This window comes from Betaproteobacteria bacterium (genome assembly GCA_009377585.1).
Classification (GTDB): Bacteria; Pseudomonadota; Gammaproteobacteria; order Burkholderiales; family WYBJ01; genus WYBJ01.
The window spans coordinates 23,809-42,911 of record WHTS01000047.1 but is presented as its reverse complement, the minus strand read 5'-3'; the positions used below and the strand labels follow the sequence as shown (position 1 = coordinate 42,911).

Genomic DNA, 19,103 nt, shown 5'->3' with positions numbered 1-19,103 from the left:
TCCCGCGCAAGCGGGAATCCAGAACGAGACTCCGCCTGGACCCCCGCGTTCGCGGGGGTGACGAACTACTGACTCAGGACACTATCGTTATCTTTGCAAATTGCCAACGAGACGCTCACACATGACCGCACTGCTGTTCACACCCCTCACCATCTGCGATCTCACGCTGCGCAATCGCATCGTGGTCTCGCCCATGCTCACCTACTGCGCCACCAACGGGCACACCAACGAAACACACCTGGCGCATCTCGCGAAGTTCGCGGTCGGCGGCGCGGGGCTCGTGTTCGTCGAATCCACCAAGATCGACCCGCGCGGATGCTCGACGCCGCGCGACCTGGGGTTGTGGAAGGACGAATTCATTCCCGGCATGCGCCGCATCGCCGATCTGGTCAAGAGCTACGGCGCGGCCTGCGGCATCCAGCTCGGCCATTCGGGGCGCAAGGCGCGCCGTGCCGTGCCGTGGGAAGGGCGCACGCCGCTCAAGGATGTCCCGGGCGTGGATCACGGCGAGCCGTGGGAGCTGATCGGCCCGAGTCCCATCGCGCATGGCGACCACTACCAGGCGCCGCGCGAGATGACGCAAGCGGACATCGACGAAGTTGCCGAGGCCTGGGGCCAGGGCGCGCGGCGGGCGCACGAATGCGGCATCGACGTACTCGAAATTCACGGCGCGCACGGCTATCTCATCCACCAGTTCCTGTCGCAAGCGGCCAATCGGCGCACGGACCGCTACGGCGGCTCGGCTGCGAACCGCATGCGCTTCGCGGTCGAGGTGGTGCAGGCGGTGCGGCGGCATTGGCCCGAATCGAAACCGCTCTTTCTGCGCGTGTCCGCGGCCGACGAGCTCGACTGGACCATCGAGGACAGCGTCGCGCTCGCAAGAGTGCTCGGAGAGCACGGCGTCGACGTGATCGACTGCAGCGCCGGTGGCATGTCCGACACCGCGCCGAGCAACAACCCGGTTTGCTACGGCTACCAGGTGAAATATGCCGAAGCCATCCGCCGCGGCTCCGGCGTCATGACCATGGCGGTGGGCATGATCGTGCACGCGGACCAGGCCGAAGCCATACTGAAATCCGGCGAAGCCGACCTGGTTGCGCTCGGCCGGGAGTACCTGGTCAATCCGAACTGGGCCATGGATGCCGCCTTGAAGCTCGGCATCCCGCAGCCGTACGCACATCTGCCGCCCGTTTTCGGGCACTATCTGGAGCGCCGCAAGCGCAGCTTCGAGCCGCTGCGGCACTCGACCTGGCAGACCGGCATAGAATCGCAGGCGCAGTCGGAGTAACGCGGCCCATGGACTCGCAGAACGGGGAAGCGCGCATGAATTCGGAACGACTCACGCAAGCATCATCGGCCACCCAGGCCGCCTCGCACGCCCGCGTCTCGCCGCTGCAAAGCGCGCGTGAGCTGAGTGCGCTCATCCGCGAAAGCGCGGACCAGATCGAAGCCACCCGCGAATTGCCCAAGCCGCTTTTCCATGCGCTTGCCGATGCCGGCATGTTCCACCTTGCCGTGCCGAAGGCGGTGGGCGGCATCGAGCTCGACCTGCCGACCTATACGCTCGTGATCGAGGAAATCGGCAAGGCCGACGCGAGCACGGGCTGGTGCGTGAACCAGGGTGCCATCTTCGGCACCTATGCCGCGCGCATGCCGGTGGAGACCGCACGGGCGATCTGGATCGATACACCGCGCAGCGTGGTGGCCAACACCCCGGCGCCGGTGGGCAAGGCCGTCGTCGCACCGGGCGGTTTTCGGGTCACGGGGCGGCATCCCTTCAGCACGGGCTGCCGCCACGCCTCCTGGCTCGCATCCCAGTCGCAGGTGATCGAGAACGGCGAAGTGCGGATGCAGGACGGCAAGCCCGAAGCGCGCTATTGCCTCGTGCCGGTGGCCGAAGCCGAGATTCACGACACCTGGCGCACGCGCGGCATGCGCGGCACGGGCACGCACCACTGGTCGGTCAACGACGTGTTCGTTCCGGCCGAACGCACGTTCCTCTATGCCAGCGCGCCGCTCGTCCAGCCAGGCCCGCTCTACAAGATTCCGCGCACGCTCGCCTTTGCCTGCGGCGATTCCGCGGTCGGGCTGGCCGTGGCGCGAAGCTGCCTGGAAGCATTCATCGACCTCGCGGGCGCGAAGTCACCGCGCTACGTGAAAGGCCTGCTGCGCGAGCAGGCGCTGGCGCAGGTCACCGTCGGGCGTGCGGAAGCGAGAATACGCTCCGGCCGCGCCTTCCTGATGGAAGCGATTGGGGAGGCGTGGAACGAAGCGGTCGCCACCGGCGCCGTGAGCCTGGAGCGGCGCGCGGCCCTGCGGCTTGCGACCACGCACGGCATACGGATTGCGGCCGAGGTCGTGGACGATCTCTACAATGCGGCAGGCGCCACCGCTGCCTTCGAGGGCCACGTCATGCAGCGGCACTTCCAGGACATCCACGTCATCACGCAGCACGTGCAGGGAAGGCTGTCGCACTACGAGCTGGTGGGCAAGCTCGCCCTGGGAGTGCCGACCGAGATTCAGCACATGTAGGCAGCGGCTGGCCAGCTCGGTCGTGGCGCCGCCGTTCGATCGATAGTCGATAAAAAGGGGTCAGGCTCGGAGCCGGGCCCCTTTTTGTTTTGTTAACCACTCAATCGATGGCCGAGTGCACAAGGTTGGCCACGATATCGAGCCGCTGGCTGTGCCAGGGATCGGGGATGCGGCTGTTGGTGATGTAGGCGAACGATACGCCCGAATCCGGATCGGTCCAGCAGTACGACGAGCCGACGCCGCCATGTCCGTAGGTGTTGGGCGATGCGATGCTGCCCAGGCCGCGAATCGTTTCCGTTGTCCCGCGCACATGCACGCCCAAACCCCGGTGCATCGGCATCTGCATGTTGTGATCGAACATTTCGCCGGTGTGGTTGCGCGTCGCAAACTCGATCAGCCGCCTCGACAGCAACCGCGTTCCGTTCAGCCGCCCGTAGCCTGCCATCATCTGATAGAGACCTACCATGCCGCGCGCAGTGGCGAAACCGCCGCTGCTCGGGATGCCGGCGCGGCGGTGTGCCGGCGTGTTCTCCTGCTCGAGCGCCTTCTGTCCCTCGGTGGCGGGCTCGTAAATTGTCGAACAGCGAGCGTGCTCCGAGTCCGGCAGGCCGACGTACATGTCGCGCCCCAATCCGAGAGGCTCGATCACGCGCCGGCGCAGAAAGTCCCGATAGTCGACGCCCGTCAACGCCTCGATCAGTACCGCGCAGGTCGCGTGCGCCGCGCGCGGGTGGTATTGCAGCCGCGTTCCCGGCGTCCATTCGAGCGTGAAGTCGCATACCTCCTTGCGCAGCCGCGCATGGTCGCTCCAGCACTCGAAGCTCGCGCCTGCGCCCGGGTATCCGCCGCGATGGCTCAGCACCTGCGCCAGCGTGATGTCGCCCTTGCCGTGGCGCGCGAACTCGGGGACGTACTCGGCGATGCGATCGGAGAAGCGCACCAGCCCCTCCTCGACCAGCACCCAGACGCCCACCGCGGTGATGACCTTGGTATTCGAGAACAGCAGCCATAGCGTATCGTCGCTCGCGGCCGCGTCGGGTTCCAAACAAGAGCGTCCGAACGATTCGTAGAGCGCGAGCCGTCCGTGGCGCGCGAGCGCGATCTGCGCGCCGGGATAGCGCCCCTCATCGATGTGGGACCGGATCAGCTTGCGCAGCCGCGCCAGCGCCGGCTCGTCGAATCCCAGCTCCGCGGGGCTTGCCGGCTGCAGCGGAAATGCCGCCTGTGCCGCGTCCTTGCTGTTCGTCATGTCGTTCATGTTTTCTCCTCATCCGGGTTCCGGAAGGTGCAGCAGGCACATTCCGCTCTTTGCTCCCCTCTCCCCTCGGGAGAGGGGTCGGGGGTGAGGGACAAGCCGGGCTGCGACTCGGTGGGCCGCTCGGCTGGTCGCCGCTCATATTACGACGAATCGCCGCGGCAAAACGTCACACTTGCGCGCAACCGCGCCTGTCTCCGATCGGCTCGCCGCGACGTATTTCGCGCCATGTACCAAGCCGGCGCTGGAAACAAACGAAACAAATCGCTGCACGCACTGACATCGCCTGGATACGCGCCACTCCTAGACTGCGCCGCAATTCGAGCGGCTCGCCGCAACGTGCCATGACCGGATCATCGTCGACCTAGGAGCAAACGACATGCGCTGGCTGTTCGCCAAACGACTGCGTCCGTTCGTGCTGCTCGCCGCTTGCGCGAGCCTGGTGCTCAATCTCATGCTGCTCATGCCGGCGGTCTACATGATGCAGGTCTTCGACCGCGTGTTCGCGAGCCGCAGCCTGGAGACGCTCGCCATGCTGAGCCTGCTGGTCGTGCTGGCGCTTCTGCTCGCCTATGCCATGGATGTCGTACGCGGCCGCGCGCTCGCCTGGGCGGGCGGGCTGCTGGAAAGAAGATTGTCGCCGGCCGCGCTGCGCACCGCCCTCGAGCGGGCCGCCCAACCCGGGCGCGTGCGCGACGCGGACCAGATGCGCGACATCGGATCACTGCGCTCGTTCCTCGCGGGCAACGCCGTCTTGGCCCTGTTCGATGCGCCATGGGTCCCCATCTATCTCCTGGTCATTAGCGCGATGCATCCGCTGCTCGGCGCATCGGCCGCGCTCGGCGCGGCTGCCCTGTTTGCGCTCGCGCTACTCACCGATGCGATGACACGCGCAGTCGCGGAAGGGGCGCAAAGCCAGGCACGCGCCATCCAGCGCCATACGCAGTCCCTGATGCGGCACGCCGATGCGATCGCCGGCATGGGCATGACATCGGCCGCGCTCGATGGCTGGCGGGGACAGCACGATGCCTTGCTGGATACCCGCACCCAACTCGGCGAACGCTCCGCCGCGCTGTCGGCCGCCGCCCGCGTCGCACGCCAGACCTTGCAAGCCGCATTGCTCGGCATCGGCGCATGGCTCGTAATCGGCGAGCACGCCTCGCCCGGCATCATGGTGGCGGCGACGATCCTGTTCGGCCGCGCGTTGCAACCGGTCGAACAATTGATCGCGGGCTGGAAGGGATTCGTCGAAGCGCGGGCCGCCTGGCGCCGCATCGGTGAGCCCGGAACCGCGGCGAGCGCCGACGAGCGGCTCGAGCTGCCGGCGCCGCAAGGACGCATCGAGCTCGAACGCGTCGTGTTCGGCGGCGCCGGGCAGCGCGCACCGCTCATCAAGGGCGTGAGCCTTTCGGTGCAGGCGGGCGAAAGTCTCGGCGTGGTCGGTCCCAGCGCCTGCGGCAAGACGACGCTGCTGCGCCTGCTGCTCGGCATCTGGAAGCCGCAGTCGGGGACCGTGCGCCTCGATGGCGCCGACATCGCGCACTGGGATCGCGATGCGCTCGGCGCGCATGTCGGTTACCTGCCGCAGGACGTGGAGCTGTTCGCGGGCACGGTGGCGCAGAACATCGCGCGTCTGGGTGAAATCGATGGCGAGCGCGTGGTCGAGGCGGCGCAGCTCGCGCATGCGCACGAGATGATTTTGCGCCTGCCCTCGGGCTACGACAGCCCGATCGGCGACGCCGGCACGATGTTGTCCGGCGGGCAGCGCCAGCGCATCGCGCTCGCACGCGCGCTCTATGGCGCACCCCGACTGGTGGTGCTGGACGAGCCCAATGCCAACCTCGATGCCGAAGGCGAAGCGGCGCTCGCAGCCGCCTTGCGCGAGCTGAAGCAGCGCGGCGCCACGGTCGTCGTGGTGAGCCATCGGCCCGCGCTCATGTCGCAGCTCGACAAGATCGCCGTTCTGCGCGATGGCGTGCTGGAAGCTTTCGGCCCGGTCGCAACCGTGCTGCGCCCCGTGGCGCGGCCCGGCGCGTCGGCCGAGCGTGCGGCAGCCTCTTCCAACCCAAGCGATGCGGTTGCAGCCGCCGCGCTGCATGCCAGCCGCTAGGAGCGTCGCCATGTCCAAAACCCACGCACCCACTCTCGCCCTTGTATTGCAACAGGCGGCGCCCGATCCGACTGCGAATACGCAACTGCGTCGCCTCGCGCGCCACACGCTATGGCCGCTTGCCCTGGCCGCCGCGCTGGCCTTCACCTGGTCGGCGCTCGCCCCCTTGTCCGGAGCCGTGATCGCGCCGGCGGAAGTCAAGGTCGAGTTGAACCGCAAGACCGTGCAGCATGCCGAAGGCGGCATCGTGCGCGAGATCCTCGTGCGCGACGGCCAGAGTGTGCGCGCCGGCGATCCGCTGCTCGTCATCGGCGGCCTGCGCTCGCAGGCCGAGCTGGCGCTGCTGCAGGATCAGCTGCGTGCCGCGCGGCTGCGCGCGGCGCGCGCCGAAGCCGAAGCACGCATGGCGACGAGCTTCGTGCCGCCGCCGGACATGGCTCACGATCCCGAGGCCGCCGAGCACATCGTGCGCGAGCGCGCGGTGTTCGATACGCGCCGCCTGGCGCTGCAGGAGCAGATCGCCCTGCTCGGGGAGCAGGTACGGCAAGCCGAAGCGCAGGTTGCCGCCTTCCAATCTCAGATCGAAGCGACTTCGCGCTCGGCCAGCCTGTCCGACGAAGAGCTCGCGCTCAACCAACGGCTTGCGCGCGAGGGCTTTGTCAGCCGGGCCCGCCTGATCGGATTGCAGCGGGTGTCGTCCGACTATGCCAGTCGCATCGGCGAGCATCGCAGCGACCAGGCTCAAGCGCGCCAGCGCGCCGGCGAGCTGCGCGCGCGCATCGCACAGCTGCGGCTGCAGCAACAGACCCAGGCGACCGACGAGCTGCGCGATGCAACCGCCCAAGTGCGCGAGCTGACCGAGCGCCTGCGCCCGTCCGCGGACGAGGTCGAACGTCAGACCGTGCGCGCGCCGGTCGATGGAACGGTCATGGCGCTGCACGTCGCCGCACCCGGCGCCGTAGTCGGCCCGCGCGAGCCGTTGCTCGACGTGGTGCCGGTACGCGAGAAGCTCGTCATCGGTGCGCGCATCGCCACGCAAGACATCGAACACCTGCACGTGGGCGGTGCGGCCGACGTGCGCCTGCTCGGCGCCGATGCGCTGCGCCGTCCCCTCATCCCCGGCCGCGTCACCTTCGTCTCACCCGACCGGATGAGCGACTCGACCGGTGCGCACACCTGGTTCGACGTCACGGTCGAGGTCGAGCGCTCGGCACTGCCCGCGGAGCAGGCGGCGCAGCCCCTGCAGCCTGGCATGCCGGCCGAGGTCTACATCATCACGTCCGAGCGGAGCCTCCTCGAGTACCTGGCCGAACCGCTGGGGCTCTTCACGCAACGCGCGCTGCGCGAACCCTGAGCATCATCGACAACAGCGGACATTCCGCACCCATCCGTCCACAACCTGCAAAAGAGGATACGACCATGAAATCGAGTTTCTTCAAGAGCCCCATCGGGACCGTCGGTCTGAAGTCTGTTTCCGCGTCCACCATCGCCCCCGCTGCCGAAGAGGTGACGATCCAGTCCGTGACGAGCTTCTTTTCCCCGAGCAGCGGCATTCTGAGCGTATTCGGCGACGGCCTGAACAACGCGATCACGCTGGGCCGCAACGCGGCCGGCCAGCTGCTCGTCAACGGCGGCGCGGTGCCTGTGCTCGGGGGCACGCCCACAGTTGCCAACACCAGCCTGATCCAGATCTTCGGCCAGAACGGCAACGACAACATCACGCTGGATGAAAGCAACGGCGCGCTGCCGCGCGTGAACATGTTCGGCGGCACGGGCAACGACGTGCTCACCGGTGGTTCCGGGGCGGACCAGATATTCGGCCAGGCCGACAACGATACCTTGCTGGGCAAGGGCGGAGCGGACTTCCTGTTCGGCGGCGCGGGCGACGACGTGTTGACCGGCGGCGATGCCGACGACCGCGTCTTCGGCGAGTCGGGCAACGACCGCATGATCTGGAATCCCGGCGACGACACCGATCTGTTCGAAGGCGGCGCGGGCATCGACACCGCCGAGGTCAACGGCGGCGGCGGCAGCGAGCAGTTCACCACCACCGCCAACGGCACGCGCGTGCGCTTCGATCGGATCAACCCCGCCCCCTTCGCCATCGACATCGGCACCTCCGAGAACCTGGTGGTCAACATGAACGGCGGCGACGACAGCTTCAGCGCCACCGGCAACCTCGCCGCGCTCATCAAGATCACCGTCGACGGCGGCGCCGGCAACGACACCATCCTCGGCAGCAACGGTGCGGACATCCTCATCGGCGGCGACGGCAACGACTTCATCGACGGCCAGCAAGGCAACGATGTTGCCTTTCTCGGCGACGGCGAGGATGTCTTCCAGTGGGATCCGGGCGACGGCAGCGACACCGTCGAAGGCCAGGACGGCATCGATACGATGCTTTTCAACGGCAGCGCGGGGAGCGAGATTTTTGAGACTTCGGCCAACGGCGGGCGGGTGCGCTTTACCCGCAACCTCGGCAACATCGTGATGGACCTGGACGATGTCGAGTCGATCGACCTCCATGCCCTCGGGAATGCCGATACGGTGATCGTCAACGACATGAGCGGCACCGATCTCACCGAGGTCAATGTCGATCTCGCCGGCACGATCGGCGGTAGCTCGGGCGACGGGTCCGCCGATTTGGTGATCGCCAACGCCACCAACGGCAACGACATCGTCGACGTGTTCGGCGCCGGGACTGCGGCCTCGGTCGTGGGCTTATCGGCCCTGATCAACATTCGGAACAGCGAAGACGCCAACGATTCACTGGTCATCAATGCGCTGGGCGGCAACGACGCCATCACGGCCACCACGCTGCCGGCCGGTGTGATCAAGCTCACCCTCGACGGCGGCGCGGGCGACGACACGATTCTCGGCTCCCAGGGCGCCGACGTGATCCTCGGCGGTGACGGCGAGGACTTCATCTTCGGCGACAACGGCAACGACCTGGCGCTGATGGGCGCGGGCAATGACGTCTTCCAGTGGGATCCGGGCGACGGCAACGATACGATCGAAGGCCAGGACGGTACCGACACGATGCGCTTCTTCGGCTCGGGCGCCGCCGAGAACATCAATGTCGTTGCCAACGGCGGGCGGGCGCTGTTCCTGCGCGACGTGGCAAACGTGACGATGGATCTCAATGACGTCGAGTCGATCGACTTCCGGGCGCTCGGCGGGGCGGACAACATCGTGGTCGGCGATCTTTCCGGCACCGATGTGACCCGTATCGATCTCGACCTGCGCGGCCCCAACGGCGGCGGCGACGGCGCCACCGATAGCGTCACTGCCACCGGCACCAACGGCGCCGATGTCTTCGGCGCCGCGGGCGATGCTGGCGGCATCACCGTCTTCGGCTTGCAGGCGGACGTGAACGTCTTCCATCAGGAGGTCGCCAACGACCGGCTCACGCTCAACGGCCTGGGCGGCGACGACGTGATCGACGCCACCAGCCTGGAGGCCGACGGCATTCAGCTCGTGATGAACGGCGGGCTCGGGGACGATGTCATGCTCGGCGGCGAAGGCGACGATCTCTTCACCGGCGGCGACGGCGACGACCTCGTCCTCATGAACGCGGGCGACGACAACTTCCTCTGGAATCCCGGCGACGACAACGACACCCTCGAAGGCCAGGACGGGTTCGACACGATGCACTTCAACGGCTCCAACGCGGCCGAGAACATCACCGTCTCCGCTAACGGCGGGCGGGCGCTGTTCTTCCGCAACGTCGCCAACGTCACCATGGATCTCGACGGCGTGGAGAGCATCGACTTCAACGCCCTCGGTGGCGCCGACACCATCGTCGTCAACGACATGTCGGGCACCGATGTGACCGAGGTGAACATCGATCTCGCCGCGAGCAACGGCACGGGTGACGCGCAGCCCGACACCGTCGTCATCAATGCAACCAACGCCGACGATGTGATCCTGGTCATCGGCGATGAGAACGGGGTGACGGTGCTGGGGCTCGCATCCCAGATCAACATCGCCGGTTTCGAAGCTGCAAACGATCGGCTGGTGATCAACGGGCTCGCCGGCAACGACGTGATCGAAGCAAGCGGCGTGGGCGCGGGCAGCATTCAGCTCACGCTCAACGGCGGCGCCGGCGACGATGTCGCCATCGGTGGCGACGGCAACGACGTGCTCACCGGAGGCGACGGCGACGACGTGCTGCTGGGCGGACTGGGCGTCGACATCCTCGACGGCCAGGTCGGCGACGATGTCGAGATCCAGCTCACGGCGGGCGGCGGCGGCGGGTTGTTCGTGTAGTCGAGCGGCGGCGCAGCGCTTGCGGGCGCTGCCGCACTTTGTCGTCGAACGAGCTCGTCACGAGTGTCCTGAGTCAGAGTTCGTCACGCCCGCGAACGCGGGGGTCCAGGCGGAGCCTCGTTCTGGATTCTCGCTTGCGCGGGAATGACGAGTTACGACCAATTTACGATTCACCACAGTAGGTGCCGGGCTCACTTTCAAGGAGATGACCATGTACCAACGTATGAGTGCTGTTGCGCTATTGTTGCTGTTGAACGCCGGCTGCGCCACGACCGATGCGCCGATTGAGGTCAGCGTACCGGATGCGATCAAGCCGGGTCCGCACGAGTCGCTTGCTTTCGTCACCCCGGCCAACGGCGTGCAGATCTACGAATGCCGCGCCAGCAAGAATCGCCCCGGTGCCTACGAGTGGGCCTTCGTCGCACCGGACGCGGACCTGTTCGATCACAAGGGCGACAAGGTTGGCCGGCACTATGCCGGACCGCATTGGGAGTTGGCGGACGGCAGCAAGATCGTCGCCAGCGTCAAGGCGCGCGCGGATGCGCCGCGAGCAGACGCGATTCCCTGGCTGCTGCTTTCCGCCCGATCGGTCGGTCCCGAGGGCCCGCTCAGCAAGGTGAGCAGCATACAGCGGATGAGCACGCAGGGCGGACTGGCGCCGAAGAACGGCTGCTCGCAAGCCACGGCCGGGCAGTCAGCACGCGTTCACTACACCGCCAACTACTACTTCTTCAACAATGGGAAGTAGGCGGCACGGGCGCGTCAACCACGCAACCACACCACCCCGCCCGCTGACGCGGGCACCCCTCCTCGTGAGCAGTATTAGCCCGCAGGCGGGCAGGCGCGGCTAAGAAACCTGGTTGGGTTTCTTGAGAGAGGAGGGGAAACAACACTCCCCTCCTTTTCAAGGAGGGCTGGACGCGACAACGTCGCGGACGGGGTGGTCTCCCTCCGAGTCCCCGAACACCGAAGCTTCAAATCACGGCAACGCCCTGGATCTCGATGACGAGACCGGGGCGTGCGAAGTTCGATACCGTGATAAGGGCGCTGGCGGGATAGCGCCCGTCCGGGAAGCATTCCGCGCGGATCTGCACGAAGCGGTCGCCGTTGCGCGGATCGTCGATGAAGACGGTCATGGTGACGAGATTCGCGAGGCTGCCGCCCGCGCGCTGCAAGGTGCGATCCATCAACGCGAATATCGTCCGCGCCTGCGCCTCGAAATCGCCCGCGATGTCGCGTCCTTCCAGATCGACCGCCGCGGTCTGCCCGGCCAGCCACACCGTGCGGCCGCCTTGCGTCACCACGGCGGGGCTATACGCCCGCGATTTCTGCCGCTCGGTGGCTTCGAGGTATTCGACGATCGTTGCGCCAGGCGTGCCTGCGCCCGTGGACGATGAGGTCATCATGCGCTCCGCGTAGTAAGCTAGCGTTCGGGAAGCTTACTGCATGCGCATCGACGCCCGCAACGACCCCAGGAGGCAGCACGAATGAAGCGCCCTCATACGCCCGCGATTTTTGTCGCCGCTTGCGCGGCATTGCAACCGATGGCTGTGCATGCGCATCATGCGATGGGCAACGCGCTGCCCGGCAATGTGTTCGAGGGTCTTCTGTCCGGCCTCGCGCATCCGCTGATCGGCCTCGATCACTTCGTGTTCGTTCTCGCCATGGGGGCCGCCTGCTATTACTTCGGCCAGCGCGTGCTCGGCATCGGCGCCTTCCTCATCGCCGCGCTGGCCGGAACGATGCTGCATGTCCAGCAAACCACCCTGCCCTACGCGGAGCTCTGGATCGCAGCAAGCCTGGTGACGCTCGGCATCGCAGTGCTGTTTGCCGCCCCCGCACGCGGGCGCATCGCCGGACCGATCTTCTTTGCGCTGGCTGGCCTCGTGCACGGCTACGCCTACGGCGAATCCATCGTCGGCGCCGAGCAGACGCCGCTCGTTGCGTATCTCGTCGGCTTCACCGTCATCCAGTGCGCCATTGCCCTGGCAGGTTTCGCGCTCGCGCGCCAAGCCGATCGCATGCACCGTTCGACCGTCGCGCTCAAGACGGTCGGCGGCATCGCCTCCATCGCGGGCGTTGCGTTCCTCCTGATCGCGCTATAGCGCGTGGGGTCAGGTCTTGCTTGTTGCAGATATTGATTCTTGCCTGCAACAAGCAAGACCTGACCCCCAATCCCTGACCCCCAATTCCTATCCGCGCTGCTGGCTGCGAGGCGCCTTCTCGCTGGTCGTGACCACCTCGGTGACGACGCGGCGCACGTCGCCGGGCGCGAACGGCTTTTCCAGGATTGCGCAGCGTCCGGAATCGGCCAGATCGCGCAACGCCTCGGAGAGCGTATCGCCGGTGACGAACACCACCCGCGCCGCGCGCTCGGGCCAGCGCCGCTTGACCTCCTCGAACAGCGTCAACCCGTCCATATCGGGCATGCGAATATCGGTCAGCACGACATCGTAGTGCCGGGCTTCCAGCCGCAGTAGCGCTTCGCGTCCGGACGACGCCGTTTCCACGCGGTGTTGCGCGCTGGACAGGATCTCGCGCAGCACCTCGCGCACTTCCGCCTCGTCGTCGACCACCAGTACCGTGCGCGCGATGGACTCGGCGAAGGCGGCTCCGGCGGGGCCGTCATCGGCCGCATCGGCAGCGCGAAACGGCAACGCGATCGTGAACACCGTTCCCCCATCGGGCGGACAGTCGACGCTCAAGGCGCCACCATGCGCTTCCACGATGCCGGCGCTGACCGCGAGCCCCACGCCCGTTCCGACACCGATCGGCTTGGTGGTGAAGTAAGGCTCGAAGATCCGCGCCCGCAGGGAGCGCCACGTCGATGGCGCTGGTGCGCACCGCATAGCCGGTGATGTCCAGCGCCGCGGAGACGACGTCGTTGACCGCCACCGGGCCCGGCTCGGGCTTCTGCTGGCGCGCCATCGCCAGAAAGGTGCGCACGATGCGCGCACAGCGCTCGGCCGCGGTGCGGATTCGTTCCGCGGCGACCCGGATCCCGGGCGCACCCTGCTCCTCGAGCAGCACCGCGCGCGCCACCACCACCGACAACGGGTTGTTGAGCTCGTGCGAAACGCCCGCGAGCAGCGAACCGAGCGCGGCCAGCTTTTCGCGCTGGTGCAGGGTCTCGCGCTGCCGGGCGAGCTCCGCGGCGGCATTCTTCTTCTCGGTGATGTCGCGCGCGATGGTGAGCACATGCGGCTTGCCGCGATAGTGCATCGGCACCGCGTGCACCTCCAGCTCCAGGGGCGCGCCGCCGCGGCGCACGTCGGAAATCTCGCCGTGCCATGGCTCGCCGCTCATCACGGCGCGGTGCAAGTCCGGATGCGACGTCGGGTTCAGAACCCTGCGCGAGGATGTATGGGCCGCTGCCGGCTCGTCGAAGCCGCAGATGCGCGACATCGCCGGGTTGATGTCCACGATCTGGCCAGCCGCGTTCCACAGAACCAGCCCGTCGATGGACGCGTCGAACATCGACCGGTATTGCTCCTCGCTGTCCTCCAGCGCGCGCTGGATCTCGATGCGCGCCTCGATGTCGCGGCGCAGCCGCGTTTGCGTCTCCGCCACCTCGACCGCCATCGCATCGAACGCCAGGCCCAGGCGCGCCAGCTCGTCGCGGCCCTGCAGGCCACTGCGCGCTGCCAGATTTCCCGCCGCGAGCTGCTCGGCGGCGTGCACCGCGTTGTCGGCGGCGTTCACCGCAAGCCGCCCGCGGCGCTCCCGGATCGCGGCAGCGGCCTCGGTCGGATCGAACTTGGGCAGGACGTCGGCGATCGGCCGCTCCAGCCAGGCGCGCCGGGTCGCCGCGATGACTTCGTTCTCGTCGTTGGTGAGAACGACGACGATGTAGTCGTGGTTGTGGGCCAGGACCGCGATCTCGCGCTGGGCCACCTCGATGTCGCCCTTCAGCAGCAGGTACTCCAGCGTGCTCTGCAGCCGCGACATCTCCTGGGCGACGCGCTTGGAGACGTCGTCCTCGACCGCCTGCTCGGCCCGCGGCACGTGATAGAGCACGTTGATCGCGCTCAGCACGGCGGCAAAGCCCAGCACGATCAGCGGGACGGTGAGCCGCAGCGAGGCGGGAACGCGCAGTGTCACTGGCGCAGTTGCATCAGCGGTTGCGGCGCGAGCAGCTCGCCGATGCTGACGCCGGCGCGCAGCAGCTTGGCATCGAGCATCAGATCCATGAGCCTGCCGCCGCTCATCACCAGCTCCGGCGCCGCGCCCCCGATCATCCTCAGGTTGTCTTCGCGCGACGGGATACGCAACCCGCGCATCGATTGCAGGAACTGCTCGCCGCTGGTCTGCTGGCGCACGCCCATGCGCCGGGCGGCATCCTGCGGATTGCGCTCGAGGTAGTCGATCGCCTTGAACCAGCCGGCCAGCAGCATCTGCACGGCCTTCTTCTGCTCCTGCAGGACGTTGGCGCGCACGGCGACCAGGTCGACGATCTCGCCGGGGATGCGCGTGCTGTCGAACAGCGTCGTGGCCCCGGCCGCCAGCAACTGGCTGCGATAGGGATCGAAGGTCACTGCGCCGTCGACGCGGCCCTTCTCGAATGCGTTGGGCTGCTCGTTGGATTCGAGATGGACGATCTGCACGTCGGCGGCCAGCATGCCGCTCAACGCCAGCGCCCGGCTCAGAACATACGCGCCGAGCGCGCCGCTCTCCACCGCGACCCGCTTGCCCTTGAGATCGCGCATGCCCTCCATGCCCTGCCTTCCGACCACCACGTCGGCGCCGTGCGAGACGTCCACCACCAGGATGATGCGCGGGTCCAGGCCGTCGATGGCCAGCGGAAACAGCTCGTCCAGGGTGATGACCATGCCATCGATCGCCTGGTTGCGAAACGCGCGCAATACTTCGCTCGCCGACGGATACTCCACCAGCTGCACCGCTTTCGAGTCCAGGTGGCCCAGCTCGCGCGCGAGGTACAGCGGCTCGCTGCCGATCCAGACGTTGGTGCCGATGCGAAGCGGCGCTTCGGTTGGCTGCATGCAGCCCGCAAGCGACCCGGCGAGCAAAAGCACCAGCACGACCCAGGCCACTGCGCACACGTGTGCGCACAGCCCTATTGCGCGCACGTGTGCGCACAGCCCTATTGCGCGCACGTGTGCGCACAGCCCGATTGCGCGCACGTGTGCGCACAGCCCGATTGCGTGCACGTGTGCGCACGGCCCGATTGCGTGCACGTGTGCGCACGGCTCGCTCACGGCGCCTGCTCCCCATCGGCCACGAACACGTAACCGGCGTTGCGAATGGTGCGAATGTACTGCGGGCGCTGCGGATCGGGCTCGATCTTCTTGCGCACGCGCATCACCCGCAGATCGACGCTGCGATCGAACGGATCCCAGTCGCGCTGCTGGCTCAGGTTGAGGATGCGCTCGCGCGAAAGCGCCTGGTTGGGATGCTCGGCGAACGCCTTCAGCAGGTCGAACTCGAGCGGGGTGATCGGGACCTCGTTGCCTTGCGGATCGATGAGCCGGTGCGCGGCAAGATCGAGCATGCAGCGGCCCATGCGAATGCGCTGCGTCTGCGCAGGCGGCGACTGCGGCGCCGAGGTTCGGCGCAGGACGCTGCGAACGCGGGCCAGCAGCTCGCGCGGGTCGAACGGCTTCGAGACATAATCGTCCGCCCCGACCTCGAGCCCGACGATGCGGTCGACCACGGTCGAGGCCGAAGTGAGCATGACGATCGCCAGCCCCTGGTAGCGCTCGCGCAGATGGCGCGCGAGGCTCAGCCCGTCCTCGCCCGGCATGTGGATGTCGATCAGCGCCACGTCGGCGCCGTGCGACTGAACCAGCGCGCGAGCGGCACGCGCATCGGCGGCGGCGAGGACTTCGAAGCCGTGAGCGGCGAAGTATTCCTGCAGCACTTCGCGCACATCCGGCTCGTCGTCGACGATCAGGATCGTGGCCGGCTGGCTCATCGAGCTTGGCTCTCCCAATGCGATCCCCGGAGCAGGCGGCGTCCCCGAGGGACAGAGGCCGAATGATACAGCGGCTCATTGCCATCGGCATGGCGGCGTGCTACCTGCCGGGACGTATGCCTCACTCGTCGTGGCGGCCACGTCGGCAGTGTGTGGCGCGGTGCGGTGTCGAGCGGGGAACGCTACCGGACGCCACGCCCCGCGAGTCGACGCGAGGCGCGATCGGTTGGAGCGGGCGCCGATTTGGGCTAAGTTAGATGCTGGCGCCAAGTTGATGCTAGCCCCGGCCGGCAGCGCGGGCCGCTGTTAGCGTCAACTTGGCGCCGGCAACGCATGCCCATTCATCCTGGCGAGCTTTCCCTAAATGCCTTACAGCTCGCTCCCTCACCCCCAACCCCTCTCCCGGAGGGAGAGGGGAGCGTTGTGCGGAAAGCGGCTTGTCAGCCACTTTCCGAACGTTCAATAGGAGCCAAGGCCATGGCCGCAGACGTCATCATCTCCGCCGACTCGCATGTGTTCGAGCCGATCGACCTGTGGGAGAAGCGCATCGACAAGCGCTTCCGCGAACGCGGCCCGAGATACATCCGCGACTACCAGGGGAAGCCCGGGACCTGGTTCGTCTGCGAAGGCGCGACGCCGAGATCGGTCGCCGGCATCGGCGCGGTCGGCATCCCGAAGGAAGAGCTGGCGAAGTTCGCGGGCTCGCATTACCAGGATCTGCGCCCGGGCGGCTACGACCCGGTGGAGCGCCTGAAGGACCAGGACATCGACGGCGTGTCCGCCGAGGTGCTCTACCCCACCTATGCCATGGGCCTGTACGCCGTGGAGGACATCGAGCTGCAGGAAGCGGCCTTCGAGGCCTACAACGACTGGATGGTCGAACTGTGCAGCCATGCTCCCGAGCGCCTGGCCGGCCTTGCGCTCATCTCCATCCGCGATGTCGACCATGCCGTCAGGAACCTGCAGCGCTTGAGCAAGCGTGGTTTGCGCGGCGCGATGATCTCGGCGGTGCCTCCAACCGGGACCGAATACAGCGAACCGCGCTACCAGCCGCTTTGGTCCGCGATCGAGGAAATCGGCCTTCCGATCAGCATTCACACGCTGACCAGCAGCCGCAAGCCGGGATACCGCTTCGATCGCACGACGCACGGCGCGGCCGGCTACCCGGAGACGCCGATGGAAGTCATGCTCACCCTGGGCGAAATCCTCACCAGCCCGTTGCTCGACCGCCATCCGCGGCTACGCCTCGTGCTCGCCGAGGCCGATATCGGCTGGCTGCCCTGGATGCTGACGCGCCTGGACCGCGGCCACGAGCGCTATGCGCGCCAGAACGGCATCCATACCGAGCTCACGCCGAGGGAATATTTCCGCCGCAATTTTTCGGCCGCGTTCATCAAGGACCGGGAAGGCGTGTTCGCGCGCGACTTCATCGGCGTGGACAACCTGATGTGGTCCTCGGACTATCCGCACACCGATTCCACCTGGCCGCGCTCGCGCGAAAGCATCGCGCACGACCTGGAGGGCGTCAACGACGCGGATCGCAGGAAGATGACTTGCACCAATGCCGCGCGGCTCTATGGTTTCGAGCTGGCCGCAGCCGGATAGCCAGTGAAAGGCACCGGGTGCACCAAGCCCGCCTGCCGACAGGCACGCATCCGGCCGGCGCGCCTCGAATGCGCCCTGCCGTGTCCGACAAGAAAGCGTCATTCCCGCACAAGCGGGAATCCAGGATCAAATTGTAAAGCAAATTCATGCAACCAGCCTGGGCTCCCGACTCCTCGGGAGGTCGCTTCCGCTACAGCGGGAGCGACGGACACTTCGTGTTTCCGCCGGCGCCGCAACCGGCTGAAACAAATGAAACGCAAATGACGCCGGCGTGAAATCCGGCGGATACCTCGCCGCCCTAGGATTGCACCACCCGCTCCTGCGAGTCGGAGCAATTCGAAGACCGTATATCGGGAGGTATCCGCATGAACGAGCGTACCTGCAAGCCGGCGCTTTCGCGCGCCAAGAAAATCCTGTTGGCGGCCTCGGTTGCCGGTTGCCTTGCCGCGGGGCCCGCAACGGCCGGAACGATCGGCATCAGCAGCGGTGCGCTCGTCATCGGCGCAGAACCGTCGGACACGGACATCGTATTGCTGGGGAGCAGCGACGCGACCCACTTCACGCTACAGACGCCCTCTGGCGCGACCTTCGATATCGTGACCGCCGGCTGCACCGTATCGTTGTTCGGGATCGATTGCCTGTTGTCGGGCTTCACCTCGCTGGTCGTGATCGGGTCCGACGGCGACGACGTCTTCGACTTCAGCCTTACCTCCGTCGCCGCGACGCTGGCGGGCGGCCTCGGCAACAACATCATTTTCGGGACTTCGACAATCGACACCATTTACGGTGGCTCCGGCGACGATGTGCTTTCTGGCGATGCCTCGGATTTCTTCTTCGGCGGACCGGGAGATGACATCGTTTTGGGAGGATTGGACCTCGGCGACAACAATCCGCAGTTCGATCCGCTGCCGAGGCCACCGGCCGCGGTGCCCGAGCCCGGCAGCATGCTGCTTCTGCTGGCAGGTCTGGGTGCGGCGGCGGTCACAAGATCCCGCCGGCAAGGGCGCACGCTGCGCTATTGTTGAGACCGCGGGAGTGACGAACGCGTCTAGTTTCTGCGGCAACGACGGCTTCCTGTTCTAGCCCGCGTGGGCTGCGGCTTCCTGCCGGGCAGGGGGCGCCACGCCCGCCTGCTCGCAGGTATTGGCCACGTCGCTGAGCGTCACGCGGCGCATGTCGCGCACCCAGCGCAGATCGTCGAAGTCGGTGCCGCGATGCATGGTGCAGCGGTTGTCCCACATCACCATCTCGTTGGGACGCCAGCGGTGCGTGTAGACGAACTGTCGCTGGGTCACGTGCGCGATCAGCTCGTCGATGAGCGTACGGCCCTCGGCATCGGGCATGCCGTAGATGCGCCCGGCATGCGAGGCGACGTAGAGCGATTTGCGGCCGCTTTGCGG

16 protein-coding genes are annotated in these 19,103 nt (G+C 67.0%); 9 read left to right on the top strand and 7 right to left on the bottom strand.

Annotation, left to right across the window (positions count from 1 at the left end; genetic code table 11):
• Positions 1–121: 121 nt before the first annotated feature.
• Both GEV05_15880 and GEV05_15875 read left to right on the top strand, forming a co-directional pair.
• Positions 122–1,288, top strand: coding sequence for an NADH:flavin oxidoreductase/NADH oxidase (locus GEV05_15880; protein MPZ44847.1), 1,167 nt, complete (start codon positions 122–124; stop codon positions 1,286–1,288).
• Between the two features lie 8 nt (positions 1,289–1,296).
• On the top strand, positions 1,297–2,532 hold the full coding sequence (locus GEV05_15875) for an acyl-CoA dehydrogenase (GenBank protein MPZ44846.1): 1,236 nt from the start codon (positions 1,297–1,299) through the stop codon (positions 2,530–2,532).
• 100 nt (positions 2,533–2,632) lie between these two features.
• Here the strand turns inward: GEV05_15875 and GEV05_15870 are convergent, their stop codons facing one another.
• On the bottom strand, positions 2,633–3,790 hold the full coding sequence (locus GEV05_15870) for a serine hydrolase (protein MPZ44845.1): 1,158 nt from the start codon (positions 3,788–3,790) through the stop codon (positions 2,633–2,635).
• A gap of 376 nt (positions 3,791–4,166) precedes the next feature.
• Here GEV05_15870 and GEV05_15865 point away from each other — a divergent pair, with 376 nt between their 5' ends.
• The 4 genes from GEV05_15865 (at position 4,167) to GEV05_15850 (ending at position 10,914) form a co-directional block, all read left to right on the top strand.
• Positions 4,167–5,897 (top strand): type I secretion system permease/ATPase, encoded by a 1,731-nt coding sequence (locus GEV05_15865; GenBank protein MPZ44844.1) that lies wholly within the window; start codon positions 4,167–4,169, stop codon positions 5,895–5,897.
• Complete coding sequence (locus tag GEV05_15860; protein ID MPZ44843.1) at positions 5,758–7,251, top strand: HlyD family type I secretion periplasmic adaptor subunit; 1,494 nt, start codon at positions 5,758–5,760, stop codon at positions 7,249–7,251. The genes GEV05_15865 and GEV05_15860 overlap by 140 nt, the downstream gene beginning before the upstream one ends.
• A gap of 65 nt (positions 7,252–7,316) precedes the next feature.
• Positions 7,317–10,166: a calcium-binding protein gene (locus tag GEV05_15855; protein MPZ44842.1), complete on the top strand. Its 2,850-nt coding sequence runs from the start codon at positions 7,317–7,319 to the stop codon at positions 10,164–10,166.
• Between the two features lie 205 nt (positions 10,167–10,371).
• Positions 10,372–10,914, top strand: a complete 543-nt coding sequence (locus GEV05_15850; GenBank protein ID MPZ44841.1) for a DUF3455 domain-containing protein — start codon at positions 10,372–10,374, stop codon at positions 10,912–10,914.
• A gap of 226 nt (positions 10,915–11,140) precedes the next feature.
• Here GEV05_15850 and GEV05_15845 read toward each other — a convergent pair whose 3' ends face one another.
• The gene (locus GEV05_15845; GenBank protein ID MPZ44840.1) at positions 11,141–11,572 is read right to left on the bottom strand and encodes a RidA family protein; all 432 of its coding nucleotides are present in this window, start codon (positions 11,570–11,572) and stop codon (positions 11,141–11,143) included.
• An 81-nt stretch (positions 11,573–11,653) separates the two neighbouring features.
• On the opposite strand from GEV05_15845, the gene GEV05_15840 reads away from it, so the two are divergent.
• Positions 11,654–12,271, top strand: coding sequence for a hypothetical protein (locus GEV05_15840; GenBank protein ID MPZ44839.1), 618 nt, complete (start codon positions 11,654–11,656; stop codon positions 12,269–12,271).
• A gap of 87 nt (positions 12,272–12,358) precedes the next feature.
• Here GEV05_15840 and GEV05_15835 read toward each other — a convergent pair whose 3' ends face one another.
• From GEV05_15835 to GEV05_15820, 4 genes are read right to left on the bottom strand one after another with little or no spacing between them, the layout of a single operon-like run.
• Complete coding sequence (locus GEV05_15835; protein MPZ44838.1) at positions 12,359–13,015, bottom strand: response regulator; 657 nt, start codon at positions 13,013–13,015, stop codon at positions 12,359–12,361.
• The gene (locus GEV05_15830; protein MPZ44837.1) at positions 12,792–14,267 is read right to left on the bottom strand and encodes a PAS domain S-box protein; all 1,476 of its coding nucleotides are present in this window, start codon (positions 14,265–14,267) and stop codon (positions 12,792–12,794) included. The genes GEV05_15835 and GEV05_15830 overlap by 224 nt, the downstream gene beginning before the upstream one ends.
• Entirely contained in the window at positions 14,264–15,382 is a 1,119-nt protein-coding gene (locus tag GEV05_15825) for a hypothetical protein (GenBank protein MPZ44836.1), read from the bottom strand. Before GEV05_15825 ends, GEV05_15830 begins: the two co-directional genes overlap by 4 nt.
• Positions 15,379–16,098, bottom strand: a complete 720-nt coding sequence (locus tag GEV05_15820; GenBank protein MPZ44835.1) for a response regulator — start codon at positions 16,096–16,098, stop codon at positions 15,379–15,381. The genes GEV05_15825 and GEV05_15820 overlap by 4 nt, the downstream gene beginning before the upstream one ends.
• Before the next feature lie 333 nt (positions 16,099–16,431).
• Between GEV05_15820 and GEV05_15815 the strand changes: the two genes are divergently transcribed.
• Both GEV05_15815 and GEV05_15810 read left to right on the top strand, forming a co-directional pair.
• Positions 16,432–17,703, top strand: coding sequence for an amidohydrolase family protein (locus GEV05_15815; GenBank protein ID MPZ44834.1), 1,272 nt, complete (start codon positions 16,432–16,434; stop codon positions 17,701–17,703).
• 365 nt (positions 17,704–18,068) lie between these two features.
• Positions 18,069–18,728 carry a PEP-CTERM sorting domain-containing protein gene (locus GEV05_15810; protein ID MPZ44833.1) on the top strand — a complete coding sequence of 220 codons (660 nt, stop codon included), beginning with the start codon at positions 18,069–18,071 and terminating at the stop codon, positions 18,726–18,728.
• Between the two features lie 54 nt (positions 18,729–18,782).
• On the opposite strand, the gene GEV05_15805 is transcribed toward GEV05_15810, so the two are convergent.
• A partial coding sequence (locus tag GEV05_15805) for a hypothetical protein (GenBank protein MPZ44832.1) occupies positions 18,783–19,103 on the bottom strand: 321 nt, incomplete at its 5' end.

Bases quoted from the DNA above. Each gene is read 5' to 3' on its own strand.
- GEV05_15880 (MPZ44847.1), top strand. From the start codon at position 122: ATGACCGCACTGCTGTTCACACCCCTCACCATCTGCGATCTCACGCTG.
- GEV05_15875 (MPZ44846.1), top strand. From the start codon at position 1,297: ATGGACTCGCAGAACGGGGAAGCGCGCATGAATTCGGAACGACTCACG.
- GEV05_15835 (MPZ44838.1), bottom strand. From the start codon at position 13,015: ATGCGGTGCGCACCAGCGCCATCGACGTGGCGCTCCCTGCGGGCGCGG.
- GEV05_15840 (MPZ44839.1), top strand. From the start codon at position 11,654: ATGAAGCGCCCTCATACGCCCGCGATTTTTGTCGCCGCTTGCGCGGCA.
- GEV05_15845 (MPZ44840.1), bottom strand. From the start codon at position 11,572: ATGATGACCTCATCGTCCACGGGCGCAGGCACGCCTGGCGCAACGATC.
- GEV05_15850 (MPZ44841.1), top strand. From the start codon at position 10,372: ATGACCATGTACCAACGTATGAGTGCTGTTGCGCTATTGTTGCTGTTG.
- GEV05_15865 (MPZ44844.1), top strand. From the start codon at position 4,167: ATGCGCTGGCTGTTCGCCAAACGACTGCGTCCGTTCGTGCTGCTCGCC.
- GEV05_15815 (MPZ44834.1), top strand. From the start codon at position 16,432: ATGCCCATTCATCCTGGCGAGCTTTCCCTAAATGCCTTACAGCTCGCT.
- GEV05_15810 (MPZ44833.1), top strand. From the start codon at position 18,069: ATGAACGAGCGTACCTGCAAGCCGGCGCTTTCGCGCGCCAAGAAAATC.
- GEV05_15820 (MPZ44835.1), bottom strand. From the start codon at position 16,098: ATGAGCCAGCCGGCCACGATCCTGATCGTCGACGACGAGCCGGATGTG.
- GEV05_15855 (MPZ44842.1), top strand. From the start codon at position 7,317: ATGAAATCGAGTTTCTTCAAGAGCCCCATCGGGACCGTCGGTCTGAAG.
- GEV05_15860 (MPZ44843.1), top strand. From the start codon at position 5,758: ATGGCGTGCTGGAAGCTTTCGGCCCGGTCGCAACCGTGCTGCGCCCCG.
- GEV05_15870 (MPZ44845.1), bottom strand. From the start codon at position 3,790: ATGAACGACATGACGAACAGCAAGGACGCGGCACAGGCGGCATTTCCG.